Raw genomic sequence first — 15,913 nt, 5'->3', positions numbered from 1 at the left:
CTCATCCGGTGCACGGAAAGCAACCAGCTATGTAACGATTGAGCCACGCAGTGACACGTTGCGAGCTGTACGAAACGAACGAGGAGCGCGAAGCATGGAGATACAGGATTATCTGAGAATCCTGAAGGCGAGGTGGATCATCATCGCCGTCACCGTGGTCGTAGCGATCCTTGGGGCCCTGGGTGCTTCTCTGCTGACCACGCCGCTCTACGAGTCGAGCGCCAGGATGTTCGTCTCCACCTCTGGTGGTGCGTCGGTGAGCGAGACTTACCAGGGCAACCTGACTTCTCAGCAGCTTGTGGCTTCGTACTCGGAATTGGCTACCAGTGATGCCTTGGCGGCCAGGGTCCTGAATGTGCTCCCGCTCGGCGGAATGAGCGCGGCGCAGTTGGCCTCGAAGGTGAAGGCTTCATCGACCCCCGACACCGTTTTGTTCAATCTGACTGTGACAGATCCATCGCCTGAGCGGGCCCGCGACATCGCCAACGCAATGGCGACCGAGCTGACGGAGCAGGTGCGTGAGCTTGAGACGCCGGCGAGCGGCGGGGATCCGGCGGCAGGTGTCAAGACTTTCCAACAGGCCGAGGCCTCGTCGACGCCTGTCAGCCCCAAGACCAAGCGCAACCTCGCCTTGGGTGCCGCCGTAGGCCTGCTCCTCGGCATCGCACTGGCGGTCTTGCGCGACCGTTTGGACAACACGATCAAGAACCGTCGTGAGATCGAGTCGATCTCCGGCAAGTCTCTCGTCGGCACTATCCCGTTCGACAAGGAACGCAAGGCGCATCCGGCAGTCGATTTCCAGGACCTCACCCAATCGGCCAGCGCCGAGGCATTCCGTGAGCTCCGCACCAACCTTCAGTTCCTCGAAGTCGATCATCCGCCGCGCGTCATTGTCGTCACCAGTGCGATTCCGAGCGAGGGCAAGACGACCACTGCGCTGAATTTGGCGATCTCACTTGCCGAAGCCGGCCACCACGTCGTTCTCGTCGAGGGCGATCTGCGTCGTCCGCGTATCTCGAAGTACATGGGCCTCATCGGTTCGGTCGGCCTGAGCACCGTGCTAGCTGGGCAGGCGAAAGTGGACGAGGTGCTTCAGCCGACCAAGTACGAGGGCCTGCAAGCTATGGCGTCCGGTCCGATCCCGCCGAACCCGTCCGAGCTACTGGGTTCGGAAGCGTCTCGCGCCTTGCTGGTGGAACTGCGCTCCAAGTTCGACTACGTCATCGTCGATGGTGCGCCGTTGTTGCCGGTGACCGACTCGGCCGTCCTGACCACCCATGCCGACGGTGCACTCTTGGTCACCCGCTACGGGCATACCAAGAGCAGCGAATTGTCCAGGTCCATCGGCAATTTGGAAACAATTGGAGCGCACGTCCTCGGTGTGGTGCTGGCATTGACGCCTTCGAAGAAGGGCGACATGTACAGCTACTCGTACAATTACACCGCCGACACCAACCTGCCCAAGCAAGTGACACCGCCGGTCCCCGCGCCGGCACCTCAGGCACCCGTTGCCCCACTGACGCCGGTGTCCCCTCCCACTCCCGCACCGGTGCCTGCTCCGCCGACACGACAGACATCCCCTCGGTCTGCTTCCGCGTCTCCTGCTGCCGGCCCGCGTACAGCAGAGGCAACCCGGGAACCCGAGACCTACCCTCGATCCCAGCGACCGGAGACTCTGCCCAGAAACGGCACTGAAAACCCGAGGCTGCGGAAGTAGTTGGTGGAAGGTCGGACTCACTTCGATCGTGAGGAGTCCGGCGTCGGTTGCCCACTTGCACCGATGACAATTCCTGCGAGGGTCATCGCCGCCAGGAGTAGCGGCGTCGAGACGTTGGGAAGCTGCGCTGACAAGACGACTGCGGCCAGTAGCTGAATAGCTGCAGTGAGCCTGTCGCTGATGCTGGGTTCGATTTTCTTGGGCTTGCTCATGTGTAGCTCCTGATGTGTATTTGTTGATTACATCGTCGAAGCTACACAGCTTTGTTGTGCCAAAAATGCGGTGCAGCAGTACATTTCAGGCGTTATGTGCTGTTCAGAAGAGGTGCTCGACAAACGTTATGCACCCTTTCGCGCTTCACGCGCCGACAGCTCCACGTCACACCGGGTCGACCCGTCGCGAAAAAGGGGGCGCATAACAACAGTTATGCGCCGAAGGCTCGTTTTTCTGCGCAAGGCGGTGGTGGAAGTTCATTCGATTGAATGACAGCGCACGACGTACGCGGATGTCCGGCCGCCCCTCGTGAGGCATCGAGCCGACGGTCGTTAGAACCGACCCTCGTATTCGGTGAGAACGAACAGCGCGACAGTGGCGATTATGAGTATCGCCAACACAATCCAAAGAAATGGATGTGTCTGTTCTGGGGGCCGTATCTCGTCACTACGTCTTTTTCCGATCACGGAACGAAACTGTAGGTCAGTCTTCGGGTAACTGCACTACCCTCGCGTCGACTGTGATGAAGACGCCGGGGATGTTCAGCACTGCGGAACGTCGATGCTCACCGTGGGTTGATCCACCAGAGGCTGCACGGGCACCGTCGCCTCGCCTGAAGCCGAAGGCTCCTCGAGTTCCCACGTCACCGTCTGCGACTTACCCGGCGGAATGGTGAGGTACGCAGCCTGCACCGGCCGGCCCAGCTCGGTGCCGGCCTGGATGGAGAATCCCGTGATGCCGTTGACCTTCATCGACGTGATCTTCGCGCCCTGAGTGCCGTACAGGTAGACGATCGATTCGTTGGTGCCGTACTCCACCGTCGGCTGGAATGTGCTCGCCACGTAGGGCGTCAGGCCGTTCGGATCCACGTTGTTGGTGAGCGTTGCCGTCACCGTCGACTTGCGGGTACCTGCCGTGCAGGACTCTGCCGAATACTTGATGTCGCGAGTCAGGTAGTAATCGAGTTTGTTGCCGCCGGCGTTGTTGACCACCACGTCGGCGAACGGTGCCGGGCTGTCCGGCAATACGTGACCCACCTTGGTGCCGGCCAGAATTGCCTGCTCGGCCGGGTCTGCACTCCACACCGAGATTCTGCCCTCGCTGCCGGCGCGGCCCACCGCGTCGAGCAAAGACCTGGTGGGTGCCGCGCCCGTGGTCATCTTCTGCACCACTGCCGCGGCGATCTCCTGGAGATACGCCTTGCGGGCCAACTGGTCGTCGCCGAATCTGGAATAAGCCGTGCTGAGGGTGATCTCGACGACGTTGTCAGCGGTGATCTGCTCGCCGTCGGCCAACGTGACCGGGCCGGTGGCACCGAGGATGTAGCTCAACGCAATCGGGTCGGTGGCAATGGCACCGTTGAGCACTTCACCCGTCTGCTCCGTCCACATGGACGACCAGATTTGGCCGGCATACGGAAAGTGCGGGCTCGCATTCGAGTTACGGAAGTCGATGGTGGTGTTTCGCGGAGCCCACAGAGCGTTGTACTCGGGGCCCAGATCGATGGGCTGTTTCGCGAATTCGAGTTCGTTGTTCGCACCGAGAGTGTCGACCCGGGCCGTACCGTTCTCGGCCCGAATGATGCCGTATCCACCGAGCAATCCGCCGGTGCCCCGAGCCTCCGCATTGGTCTGGAACGCGAGAAAGTAACTGCGCGGGCCGTTGTCGCCGAGCATCGACGGCAACAGTTCACTGGCGATCCGGGTGTTGGTGAGCAGATTCGCGAGTTCGTGAGTCTGATCGATCAATGACGTGCGAGCCTCGTCCACCACGCCGAGGAAGGCTGGCTCGTCCACCTGCTGGGCACGTTCACTGAGCTCGGCGGCCGCGGCGGACGTCTGCTGCAGCACCGGTTGCGCGTCCCGCAGGGCCGCGGTGTCCACCTTGCCGCCGCCCTCGACGAGGCTGCTCGGGTTCAGGCTGGCACCCGCTGCCGACGCGGGGGCCAGCACATCCACGGCCAATCCCTGCACCACATCGCTGATCTGCGCTACCGATTTCAAAGGACTACCGAGATAAGGAACGGCTTTGGCGATGGAAAACGGGATGGACGTCGTCGCCGAGACCGCATCGTTCGCAGATTCGGAGGCGCGCGCCGCCGCTGCCTCGGCTCCGGCCGAATCGCCGTCGAGCAACGCGTCCTTGGCCTGAGTGGCCGAGTCGCGTGTGGCGGTCAGACTCGACTGCGCGGAATAGGACTCGTAACCAAGCCACACCACAAAAGCAATGACAATGACCAGAAATACGCCCACCGTGATGAGAATTGGCCGCTTTCTACCCGATTTCCGGCCTCGGGTATCGGTCGAACTGGTTGCCATCGTCGGTGGCCTCTCGGTCGAGGAAATGTATTCGCGTGCACAGCCTAAAGGGGAGTGGACAATCTGGCGTACCTGTCCTTCGATCCAGGTAGAGCATTCACACCCGGTCGACTAGTTTGTAATGGGCGATGAAAGATCGACGTCGATGAGCGGCGCGCAGGCCGAATCGAAGCCGTCAGGGCGCGTCCGTTGAGGAGGTCGGGGAGTGTCGCCAGAGGCGGACGAGCGGTTCGAGGATGGCCGCTTTCCCCTGTCGGCTGCTCAGATGAATATCTACCTCGCTCAGCAGCTGGCACCGGACGTGCCGTTCACCATCGCGCAATACGTCGAGATCCGCGGCGATATCGATCCGGCCGTGTTGATTCGTGCGACGGACATCGCCTGCCGACGGCTCGAATCGCCTGCAGTACGAATCGGTGTGGACGACGGTCACCCGTACCAATGGTCGGACCTGCGGGTGCCGTACGCGATGATCTACCGCGACTTCACCGACCGCGACCATCCCATCGAGGATGCCCAGCGCTACATGGACGAGCAGTACCGGCAGCCCGTGGATCTGGTTCGCGACCAACTGATCGCCTCCGACATCATCCAGGTGGGCCCGTGCCACTACTACTGGTACAGCCGGGCTCACCACATCGTGATGGACGGCCTCGGCGCAATCTCGGTGCAGGAGCGCACCGCTGCGGTGTACACCGCGCTGACCGAGGGCACCGAGATCCCGAAGACCCGCGCCATCGGAGTGCGGGAGATCTACGACTACGAGGCCGCGTACCCCGACTCCTCCCGCTACGAGACCGATCGTCAGTACTGGCTGGGTCGACTCGACGGCCACCTCGAGGCCCCCAGGCTGGCCGGTAGCCCGAGTGAACCTGCCGCTCCCAGCGGAGTGACGGTGAGTGTCGGTGCCGTGTTGGACGCGGACCTCACCGAAGCCGTTGCTGCAGTGGCGCATCGGTACAACTCCTCCGACGTCCCCGTTGTGCTCGCCACGTTCGCGCTCTATCTCGCGCGCATGACCGACACCGAAGACGTCATGCTCAGCTTGCCGGTATCGGGCCGAGCGACCACCAAGCTGCGCGAATCGTCCGGCATGATGTCCAACGTCGTGCCGCTGCGCATCGGTGTCGAACCAGGAGTCACCGTCGAAGAACTTCTTCGACGGATTCAGGTGGAACTCACCGGCGCACTGCGCCATCAGCGGTTCCGCGTCGAGGACATGCAGCGGGCGACCGGCGATGGCACCGGCAGTGCCGCCGCGGGACGCGGAGTGTTCGGTCCCACGGTCAACATCATGATGTACAACAGCACAATTCTGCTCGGTGACGTCATCGGCGAATACCGCGTGCTCTCCAGTGGACCCATCGACGACATGATGGTCAACGTCTACCCCGGTGTCGCCGGCACCAGTACCCGCGTCGACTTCCTCGGTAACCCGGCGCTGTACAGCACCGAAGAGCTCGCAGCCCACCATCGACGCTTCCTCGCGCTCCTCGGCGAGGTGGTCCATGCCCCCGAGGGGCTCGCGGTGTCCGAGCTGAAGGTGACCGACGCCGAGGAAGAGGTGCTCGGCGCATCTGCAACCGCAACCCCCACACTGCTGCCCTCGCTGCTGACGACCGGTGCGGTGGTGCGTGCCACCGGAGTCGATCAATCCAGTGACGACTTCACCAGGGTTGCGGAACATATTGCTGCGCAGTTGGTCTCGATCGGTGCAGGCCCGGAGAAGCGCATTGCCGTGGCCGTCGATCGCTCCTACGAATCGCTGCTGGCGTCGTGGTCGGTCTCGACCTCGGGCGCATCGTTCGTTCCACTCGACCCCAACGAGCCCGCGGAGCGATTGGCCGCGGTACTCGCCGATGGACACATCGAGTTCGGCATCACGACTCGTGCTGGTGTGCAACACCTTCCGGATACGGTTCAATGGTTCGACATCGAGGATCTGCTCGACGCAGACCCGATCGCGTTCACACCGCCCACCCTGCACGTCGACAACGAGGCCTACGTCATCCATACCTCGGGGTCGACCGGGAAACCCAAGGCCGTCAGTGTCACTCACCGCGGACTCGCGCAACTCGCGGCCAACGTCGTCGACCGGTATGCCGTCACTCCCGACTCACGGGTGCTGCACGCGGCCTCGCCCGTCTTCGACGCGTCCATCCAGGAAATCCTTGCCGCGTTCGCTGCGGGTGCCACCCTGGTGATCGCCCCGGCCGACGTCTACGCCGGTCCTGCCCTCGCCCACGTGTTGGACCGCGAGAAAATCACGCACCTGATCACCTCGCCGACGGTGCTGGCCACTCTCGATGCCGACGACCTCAGCTCCATCGACGTGTTCGACGTCGGGGGAGAGGCGTGCCCTCCTGCGTTGCGCGACAGGTTTGTCGCTGCCGATGCGGCGATGCTCAACGCCTACGGGCCGACCGAAGCGACGGTGTTGGCCACGCTGTCCGAGCCTATGCAGGCTGCCGAACGGGTGACCATCGGCGCGCCGCTGCCGGGTGTCCGTGGGCTGGTGCTCGACGCGCACCTGCGGCCCACGCCGTGTGGAGGCGTCGGCGAGCTCTATCTCGGCGGCGACGGACTCGCCCGCGGGTACAGCGGGCAGGCGGGCGTGACCTCGACGCGGTTCGTCGCAGACCCGGGCGTACCCGGAGCTCGGTTGTACCGCACCGGAGACATCGTCCGCCGCTCGTACGACGGTTCCACGATGGAGTACCTGGGCCGCGGCGATCAGCAGATCCAACTGCACGGGCGTCGTCTCGAACTCGGCGAGGTGGAGGCCGCGGCAACGACGTGTGCGGGAGTGACCGCCGCTGTGGCCACCGTTCGCGACAACCGACTCGTCCTGTACGTCACCGGAGTCTCGGCGGGGCTGGACGGTCATCTCCGAAACCGTCTACCCGCCTGGATGGTTCCCAGCACGGTTGTTGTTCTGGACGCACTACCCATCACTTCGAGCGGCAAGGTCGACCGTCGTGCGTTGCCGGCCCCCATCGCATCGGTCACTACCGACTACGTTGCGCCGCAAACGGACACGGAACGTACCGTCGCGAAGGCATTCGCTGACGTCCTCGGTGTCGAGGATGTGGGGCGTGAGCACTCCTTCTTCGAGCTCGGCGGTGACTCGCTCAGCGCCACCCGAGTTCTCGCCCGCCTCGGTTCCTCGATCTCGTTGACCGTGTTGTTCGCCGACCCCACGGTTCGCGCCGTCGCGGCGGCCATCGACTCGTCCGCGACGCGCGAGGTCTCGCTCGAGCTACTCGATACCGTTCTGCCCGAGCGCATCCCGCTGTCGTACGCGCAACAGCGGCTGTGGTTCCTCAACCAGTTCGATCCCGCATCACCCGCGTACAACATGCCCGTGGCGGTTCGACTGGGAGCCGGGGACGATCCCTCGATGGTTCTGACGGCTCTCCGCGACGTCATCGAGCGGCACGAAGCCCTGCGCACGTACTACCCGTCCGACGGCGACGGGCCGCGGCAGGTGGTCCGGCCCACCGATACCGTCCTGGTCGAGGTGCCCGAGCGCGCTATGTCCGAGCGGGATCTGGACTCTGCTGTGGCAGCGGCCGCGGCCGAGGGGTTCGATGTGTCGGCCGAAGTACCCATCCGCGCAACGCTTCTGAGCGTGGAGGAATCCGGTGACACCATCGTCGTCGTGGTGGTGCACCACATCTCGATGGACGGGTGGTCGGTCGACCCACTCGTGCGCGACTTCGCCTTCGCCCACGCCTCTCGTGCGGCAGGTCACGCGCCCACATGGCCACGTCTGCGCGCGCAGTACGGCGAGTACGCGGTGTGGAACCGGGCCATGGTGGATTCGGTTGCCGACGAACAGCTCTCGTTCTGGGCTTCAGTCTTGAGTGATTCGGTTCTGGGTGATGCCGACACCCCAGCGGCGGAGCTACCAGCGGACTTCCCCAGGCCTGCGGTGCAATCGATGATGACGGACTCGGTTCCCTTCGAGATCGAGTCACATCTGCACGCGGGTATTCGTGAGTTGGCCCGATCGACCAACTCGACCACGTTCATGGTTGTCCATGCCGCCGTGGCTGCGGCCCTGAGCCGGTTCGGTACCTCGAACCGGGTGGTGGTCGGGTCTCCGACTGCTGGGCGAGGTCACGAGGCACTCGACGAGATGGTGGGGATGTTCGTCGGAACCCTGCCTCTCGCAGTCACTGTGGACCCGTCGGGAAGCTTCGCGTCCTTGCTCGACGCAGTCCGCACCGCGGACCTCGATGCCTTCTCGCATTCCGACGTCCCGTTCGAGCGCATCGTCGACGCCCTGGCGACCGATCGATCCCTCGACCGTCATCCGCTGTTTCAGGTGATGCTGGCATTCGACAATGCGCCGCACCGATCGGTCGAGGACCTGCCCGTCTCGGTGCTGGAGATACCCACCCGCACCTCGGAGTTCGATCTCACGCTCGTGCTGGCTGAGGAATACGGTGATTCGGCGGTCCTCACCGGCCATATCGAGTACGCGTTGGACCTGTACGAGCGGGCTACCGTCGAACAGTTCGCCTCGGTGATTCTGAACATCCTGAACGCGGCGGTGGCGAACCCCGCGGTGGTCGTCGGTGACCTAGCGCTTGCAGACACGCCGGCACTGCCCTCCTCGCTGGCCGACGGAACGCTGTTCGACGTGTTGTGCCGTGACACAGCTGTTTCCGGCGATACTGTTGCTATCGACGGCCTGGAATCGGTGACGTACGCCGAGCTCGATCGTCGCTCCAATCGGATCGCGCGCCTTCTGATTTCACACGGCGTCGGACCGGAAACTCTTGTTGCCCTGTCCCTCGAACGGTCGGCCGAGTACATCGTTGCGATGTGGGGCGTCGTGAAGGCAGGCGGGGCATTCGTACCCGTGGACCCGCGTTATCCGGCGGCTCGGCGAGAAAAGATGTTGGAGCACATCGAGATCGGGTTCGGCGGCGTCGACGGGGCGGTGCACTGGCTCGACGAGACTCAGGCCCAGAGCTTCGGCGACCTGCCCCTGACCGACGTGGACCGCCTGGCGGCGCTGAAACCTGCGCACCCCGCCTACGTGATCCACACGTCGGGTTCCACGGGAACACCCAAGCCCGTGATGGTGACGCATCAGGGTGTGCATGCGCTTGCGCAGCAGGTGATCCCGCGGTACGGCGTGACATCGAGTTCGCGCGTGCTGCATGGATACTCGGTGAACTTCGACGCCGCTGTACTCGAGCTGGTCCTTGCCTTCGGGGCCGGGGCAACCATGGTGATCGCGCCGCCCGACCTACTCGGCGGGGACGAGATGGCGGCCTTCCTCACTGCGCATCGCGTCACGCATTACCTGTCGACGCCCGCGGTGTTGGCCACCGTGCCGCCGACCCCTGGGATCGAGACCGTCGCGGTCGGCGGAGACGTGCTGGGCCGCGGTGTTGTGGACGACTGGTCGGCGGGGCGGTCGATGCTGAACGCCTACGGTCCCAGTGAGGCGACGGTGGTGGCCACGCTGGCCGAGTCACTTCGCGCCGGTGAGCCGGTCACCATCGGTCGGCCGTTGGCGCATGTGGGAGCGTTCGTACTCGACGACCGGTTGCACTCGGTGCCGGTCGGTGGCGTCGGGGAGCTGTACCTCGCGGGCTCGGGCGTGGCTCGCGGGTACCACGCGGACCCGGCGTCGACAGCCGCGCGCTTCGTCGCGGCACCCGGAGGCACGCGGCTGTACCGGACCGGTGACCTCGTTCGCCAGCAACCCTCGGGCATGTTCGACTACCGCGGGCGCCGGGACGACCAGGTTCAGATCAACGGTGTGCGCATCGAACTGGGCGAGATCGAGAGTGCACTGACGGCGCACCCCGACGTCAGCGGAGTAGCAACCGCTGTGCGTGAGAACAGAATTCACGCCTGGGTCGTGGGTCTCGATCCGCAGGACGCTGCCCAGTGGCTACTGGACAGACTGCCGTTGTCGATGCAGCCGGCCGCCATCACCCGGATCGACGGTATTCCGCTGACCGGCAACGGCAAAGTGGATCTCGCCGCCTTGTACTCGGAGACGCTGCACTCGGACACCCTGCATGGGGGCAATCCGGCGGCGGTGCGCACCTTGGCGCAGGAGGTGGTGCTCGGAATCTTCGCCGACCTGCTGGGCATCGACGATCCTGCCGTCGACGCCAATTTCTTCGTCCTCGGCGGGGACTCTCTTGTCGCGACGCGTGCTGCCACCCGCATCAGTGCGGCGCTCGGCACCCACGTACCGGTGCGGACCATCTTCGAATCGCCCACTGCGGAGCAACTCGCGTCCGCGATCGAGTTGCTGTCCGAGAACTACACTCCGCTACCGGCTCTGGTCCACGATCCCGACGCGCGGTCCTACCCCGGCCTTGCCCCGGCCGAGCGACGAATCTGGCTGCAGAATCGATACGACCCGGCCTCGGCCGCATACAACATCGCCTTCGAGGTGCCGCTCCCGGCAGACCTGGACCTCGATGTTCTGCGCGCGGCGATAGCGGATGTGCTGGAACGGCATACACCGCTGCGGACTGTGTACCCGTCGGCCACGGATGGTCCCGTCACCGTTCTTCTCGACCCGCAGATCGTGCTGTCGACGTTGGACGATGCTCATGCAGGGACCGATGCTCTGGCCCTGCACGGCTTCGACCTGACCCTCGAAGCGCCGCTTCGACTGGGCTTGATGGATAGAGGCGGCGAGCGGACGCTGTCCGTCGTCGCGCACCACATCGCGATCGACGGCCTTTCGCTCCGTCCACTGGCCCGAGACGTCGAGATCGCTCTGCTGGCCCGAATGTCTGGATCAGTGCCGGAATTCGGCCCTCTCGCCGTCGACTACTCGGATTATCGAGTGTGGCAGCGGGATGTGCTCGACGCCGTGGCGTCGGATCAGCTCGAGTTCTGGCGCCGCACCCTGGCCGGCGTGCCGGAGTTTCTCGACCTTCCGACCGGAACCCCTGATCCCTCGGCCGATGCGATTGCCGTGGAGTTCTCCGTCGGCCCGGACACCCTCACGCGGCTGCGTTCACTCGCGCACCGATTGGGCGCAACGGTGTTCGTCGTGGTCCACGCAGCGCTGGCCGCCGTGCTCGCCGAATCCAGTGGCACCCAGGACATCGCCATCGGAACCCCGGTGGCGGGCCGATCCGATCCAGCGCTCGACCACCTCGTCGGCATGTTCGTCGGGACCGTTGTACTCAGGACCGAGGTCGATCCGTCGACGACGTTCGAAGACTTCGTGACCGTGGTCCGCGACCGGGATCTCGATGCATTCGCGCACTCGGACGTCCCGTTCGAGTGGGTGGTGGACGCGGTGCAACCCACTCGCGCCGTCGATACCCATCCGCTGTTCCAGGTGCTCCTCGCCTTCGGGGATACGGAAACTCCCACAATCGAACTGGGGCCGTCGTCGATCACCCCGCGTCGCGTGGACATCACGGCCACACAGTTCGACCTCGAGGTGTTGTTCGACGAGTCCGAGGCCGGACTGATCGGCCATCTCGGGTACTCACCCGCACGGTTCTCGCAATCGGTGGTTCTCGGACTCGCCGAGCGCCTGACCGAGGTGTTGACCATGGTCGGGGCGCAGCCGAACTTCCGGCTCGGCAGTGCAGAATTCGGGTACGCCCCGTCGGCCGTTGCATCCCATCGCGGCAGCGCATCCGAATGCACACTGGCGGCGGTGTTCGAGCAGGCAGTGACGAACTGGCCGGACAATACCGCGGTGATCGACGGCGCGCGATCGTTGACCTACCGTGAGGTGGATCGACAGTCGAATGCACTGGCAGACAGTCTGATACGCGCAGGCGCTCGGCCTGGGGCTCTGGTGGCCATTGCCTATCCTCGATCCGTCGAATACCTTGTCGCGATCTGGGCCGTGGCCAAGACCGAGGCCGGCTTCCTGTCCATCGACCCCTCGCAACCTGTGGCCCGGGTGCAGGAGATCCTCGATCGCGCAGCTCCGGTCACGGGAATTTCGGCTGCAGACTTCCATTCGGTCGGAAGCGACTGGGTGAGCGTCACCGGCGACGAGCTCGACCGTGTCGATGTTCGTGCAGCACCGCTGGACAGCGTGGCCTACGTCGTCTACACCTCCGGTTCGACCGGGGTGCCCAAGGGCGTGCGGGTGACGCACCGCGGCATCGCGAATCTGGTGGAAAGTCAGCGAGACCTCTTCGGGGTGGTGCCGGAATCTCGGGTGCTCCAGTTCGCGTCCCCGAGTTTCGATGCGTCGATATTCGAGACACTGATGGCCGTCGGTGCGGGAGCCAGCGTGGTGATCGTTCCGTCCGAGGTGCACGGAGGGCGCGAGCTCGAAGCGCTCATCGATCGACACCAGGTGACCCACGCCTGCCTTACGCCCACCGTGCTCCAGGTGACCGACGCCGAAGCCGTGCCGTCACTTCGGGTGGTGGTGATGGCGGGTGAAGCCGCCAATTCTGCTTTGCTGCAACGGTGGTCACGTCGTCGCTCGGTGTTCAACGCCTACGGCCCCACCGAGGGGACCGTCATGAGCACCTGCACCACCGACCAGCGTGAGTGGGGCTCGGCAGAGGCAGCGGGTCCGGTGACCATCGGCGGACCGATTCGTGGCTACGACGCCGTGGTCCTCGATGCCCGTCTCCGCCCGGTGGGAAACAACGTCGTCGGGGAGCTCTACCTCGGCGGGGCCGGTCTTGCCGAAGGGTATGTGGGGCAGAGCGGAACGACGGCAAGTAGCTTCGTTGCCAATCCGTTCGGGAACGGTCGGCTCTACCGAACCGGCGATCTTGTGCGCTGGGTAGTTCAGAGCAGCGTGGTTCGAGGCAGCGATCGCGAACTGGAATATCTGGGCAGAGTCGATTCACAGGTGAAGGTGCGCGGCCATCGCGTCGAACTGTCCGAGGTGGAAGCGGCGCTGCTGCGTCACCGGAATGTGCGTCAGGCCAGCGTGATCGGACATGCGCACTCGCTCGCTGCCTACGTGGTGGGCGACGTCGACCCGCGGGAGGCCCGCCAGTTCCTGGCCAGGACGCTCCCGGCGTACATGGTGCCGAGTACCGTGACCGTCGTCGACGCATTGCCGATGACGTTGTCGGGCAAGGTCGATGCGAGTGCGCTGCCCGAGCCCTCGATGATAACGACCGAACGACGGGCCCCGGTCTCCGCGAACGAAGTGTTGGTGCACACCGTGTTCTCCGACGTACTTCAGGTGGCCGGCGAGGGCATCGGTGTGGACGACAACTTCTTCGATCTCGGTGGGCACTCCCTCTCGGCGGTGCAGGTGATGGATGCGCTGGGGGACCGCCTGGACCGTCGGCTTCCCATCAGCCTGCTGCTGGTACATCCGACGATCTCGACTCTGGCAACGCAACTCGACGCGGGCGAGCATGGAGTCGACCGTGCCTTCGATGTGGTGCTACCGCTGCGAACCGAGGGCGTGGGCGCGCCGCTGTTCTGTGTGCACCCGGCCATCGGAATCGCCTGGAGTTACTTCTCGCTCCTCGGGGAGACCGACCGCCCGCTGTACGGCTTGCAGGTGCCGGGCATCGCCGACGGTGAAGCGCCGCCGTCCTCGATCGAGGAGTTCGCCGAGAGATACGTACGCGAGATCCGAGGTGTTCAGGCGCACGGTCCCTATCACCTGGTCGGGTGGTCGCTCGGCGGAGTGATCGCGCATGCTGTTGCCACACAACTGCAGTCGGAGGGTGAGGACGTCGCCTTGCTCGCGCTTGTCGACGCGCAGCTCTCGGCACCTGAAGGTGCCACGGAGCTCGGCATCGACGATCTCGCTCGTCAGCTCGGGGTCGAGGGTGACTCGTTCGAGAGCATCGTGGATCGATTGCGCGAGAACAGAAGTGAACTTGCGTTTCTGACCGTGGATCATCTGCGGCGAATGTATCGTCCCGTCGCGGCGGCTCCCACCTGGGTGGCGTCGTATGCGCCGGCTGTGTTCGCGGGGCCGGTGCACTACTTCGCCGCTCGCGGCTCGCACGGTGCGGAGCACTGGACGGGATTCGTGGACGGCCGGATTTCGGTTCACCGGGTGGATGTAGAACACGAAGACATGCTGGGCGAGTTCGGTGCCCGTGCACTAGGTCGAGTGATCGGCACCGATGCTGTGGGGAAAGGTGTGGCGTGATGAGCGAACAATTGGAGCCGTACGTCGATGACGTGCGAGCGCACTACGACCTGTCGGACGAGTTCTTCGCTCTGTTCCTCGATCCGAGTATGACGTACAGCTGCGCCTACTTCGAGCGTGAGGACATGACGCTGGAGGAGGCGCAGACGGCCAAGATCGACCTTGCCCTCGGCAAGCTCGACCTGAAGCCGGGGATGACGCTGCTCGACATCGGCTGCGGTTGGGGAGCTCTCGCCAAGCGGGCGGTCGAGAAGTACGACGTCAACGTCATCGGTCTGACGTTGAGCCGAAACCAGTACGAGCACGGACGCACTGTTGTTGCCGGCCTGTCGACCGACCGCACCGTCGACATCCGGTTGCAGGGGTGGGAAGAATTCGACGAGCCGGTGGACCGGATCGTCAGTATCGGCGCGTTCGAGCATTTCAGGCGCAACCGATACTCGGCGTTCTTCGCCAAGTGCCGCTCGGTACTGGCGAACGACGGACGAATGTTGTTGCACACCATCGTCATCACGCCGCCAGATCCGGCGTCCGGTGGGGGCGGACTGACCCGCGAGGACGCGCACTTCTCGCGCTTCATCCTGCGCGACATTTTTCCCGGCGGACAGTTGACGCTCGTCAAGGTGATCAAGTCCAAAGCGGCCGATGCCGGGTTCGAGTTGCTTCGGGAGCACCCTCTGAGGCTGCACTACGCGAGGACCCTCGACACGTGGGCCGAGAAGTTGATCGCGTCCCGGGACGAGGCCATCGCCGTGTCCTCGGAGGCGACGTACGACAAGTACGTGCAGTACCTCACCGGCTCGTCGGCGCGATTCAAGAGTTCACGCATCGACGTTGTGCAATTCACGCTGGCCGCTGCAGACATACCTTCGAACTGACAAGGAATGCCCACAATGAAGAATGCCCGGCTCAGTGTTGTCAGTGGACTGTTCGCCGCCGCAGTAATGGCCGTCAGCGCGATGACCCCCGGAACCGCTGCCGCAGCACCTCTTCCGGTCGTCGGGCCCGGCAGTGGTTTCGTCACCACCGGAGGCATCGACGATCTCACCGCCTGCTCCATCGCGGCCGTCGGATACGACGACGCCGGCCGACTCGTTGCGCTCACCGCAGGGCACTGCATTCTGCGCACGGGTCTGCCCGTCACGCTCGTCGGATCGCCTGCCGCCCCGGTCGGCACTACGGCCGTCGGGCATTGGGGACCCGACTACGGCGTCATCGTCCTCGATCCCACCAAGGTTACGCCGGTGTCGAGTCTGGGCGGAATCACAGTGACGGACATCGGGATCGGATCGGTGGGACAGCCGGTCTGCAAGAGCGGGCTCGGCAGCGGACTGACGTGCGGCACCGTCGTCGACACGCGGGGCAGTGATCTGATGTCCGATACCGTCACCGTGTGGGCCGACTCCGGAGCCCCGCTCGTGGCCGGAACCACGCTGATCGGAATCGCCAGCCATGCCTCAGGCGCTCCGCTGCTCAGTCCCACCGCCTACGCTTCCGCATCGGAATCGGTGCGTTTGCTGAGCGCATCGGGGGCTCCGGGTGCGGGCTTCCGCCCGGTGTAGT

Annotated in this window: 6 protein-coding genes; 4 read left to right on the top strand and 2 right to left on the bottom strand. The window is 64.5% G+C overall.

The window, feature by feature from the left end; all coding sequences use genetic code 11:
• Window positions 1-94: 94 nt before the first annotated feature.
• On the top strand, window positions 95-1,717 hold the full coding sequence (locus CH286_RS05450) for a polysaccharide biosynthesis tyrosine autokinase (protein WP_094608602.1): 1,623 nt from the start codon (window positions 95-97) through the stop codon (window positions 1,715-1,717).
• A 17-nt stretch (window positions 1,718-1,734) separates the two neighbouring features.
• Here the strand turns inward: CH286_RS05450 and CH286_RS05445 are convergent, their stop codons facing one another.
• Both CH286_RS05445 and CH286_RS05440 read right to left on the bottom strand, forming a co-directional pair.
• Window positions 1,735-1,929: a hypothetical protein gene (locus tag CH286_RS05445; RefSeq protein WP_094608601.1), complete on the bottom strand. Its 195-nt coding sequence runs from the start codon at window positions 1,927-1,929 to the stop codon at window positions 1,735-1,737.
• 543 nt (window positions 1,930-2,472) lie between these two features.
• Window positions 2,473-4,248, bottom strand: a complete 1,776-nt coding sequence (locus CH286_RS05440; protein WP_094608600.1) for a DUF4012 domain-containing protein — start codon at window positions 4,246-4,248, stop codon at window positions 2,473-2,475.
• 205 nt (window positions 4,249-4,453) lie between these two features.
• Between CH286_RS05440 and CH286_RS05435 the strand changes: the two genes are divergently transcribed.
• From CH286_RS05435 to CH286_RS05425, 3 genes are read left to right on the top strand one after another with little or no spacing between them, the layout of a single operon-like run.
• Complete coding sequence (locus tag CH286_RS05435) at window positions 4,454-14,350, top strand: non-ribosomal peptide synthetase (protein WP_094608599.1); 9,897 nt, start codon at window positions 4,454-4,456, stop codon at window positions 14,348-14,350.
• A complete protein-coding gene (locus CH286_RS05430; protein WP_032405430.1) occupies window positions 14,350-15,228 on the top strand; it encodes a cyclopropane mycolic acid synthase family methyltransferase in 879 nt (292 codons plus the stop codon). Before CH286_RS05435 ends, CH286_RS05430 begins: the two co-directional genes overlap by 1 nt.
• A 15-nt stretch (window positions 15,229-15,243) precedes the next feature.
• Complete coding sequence (locus CH286_RS05425; RefSeq protein WP_094608598.1) at window positions 15,244-15,912, top strand: hypothetical protein; 669 nt, start codon at window positions 15,244-15,246, stop codon at window positions 15,910-15,912.
• Window position 15,913: the final 1 nt, after the last annotated feature.

The sequence above is a fragment of the Rhodococcus sp. WWJCD1 genome, assembly GCF_002258735.1.
Taxonomy (GTDB): domain Bacteria; phylum Actinomycetota; class Actinomycetes; order Mycobacteriales; family Mycobacteriaceae; genus Rhodococcoides.
The sequence above is the reverse complement of the archived record's forward strand: the minus strand, read 5'-3'. Positions and strand labels throughout refer to the sequence as shown.

Coding starts and splice junctions, on each gene's coding strand:
- CH286_RS05450 (WP_094608602.1), top strand. CDS start 95: ATGGAGATACAGGATTATCTGAGAATCCTGAAGGCGAGGTGGATCATC.
- CH286_RS05445 (WP_094608601.1), bottom strand. CDS start 1,929: ATGAGCAAGCCCAAGAAAATCGAACCCAGCATCAGCGACAGGCTCACT.
- CH286_RS05440 (WP_094608600.1), bottom strand. CDS start 4,248: ATGGCAACCAGTTCGACCGATACCCGAGGCCGGAAATCGGGTAGAAAG.
- CH286_RS05430 (WP_032405430.1), top strand. CDS start 14,350: ATGAGCGAACAATTGGAGCCGTACGTCGATGACGTGCGAGCGCACTAC.
- CH286_RS05425 (WP_094608598.1), top strand. CDS start 15,244: ATGAAGAATGCCCGGCTCAGTGTTGTCAGTGGACTGTTCGCCGCCGCA.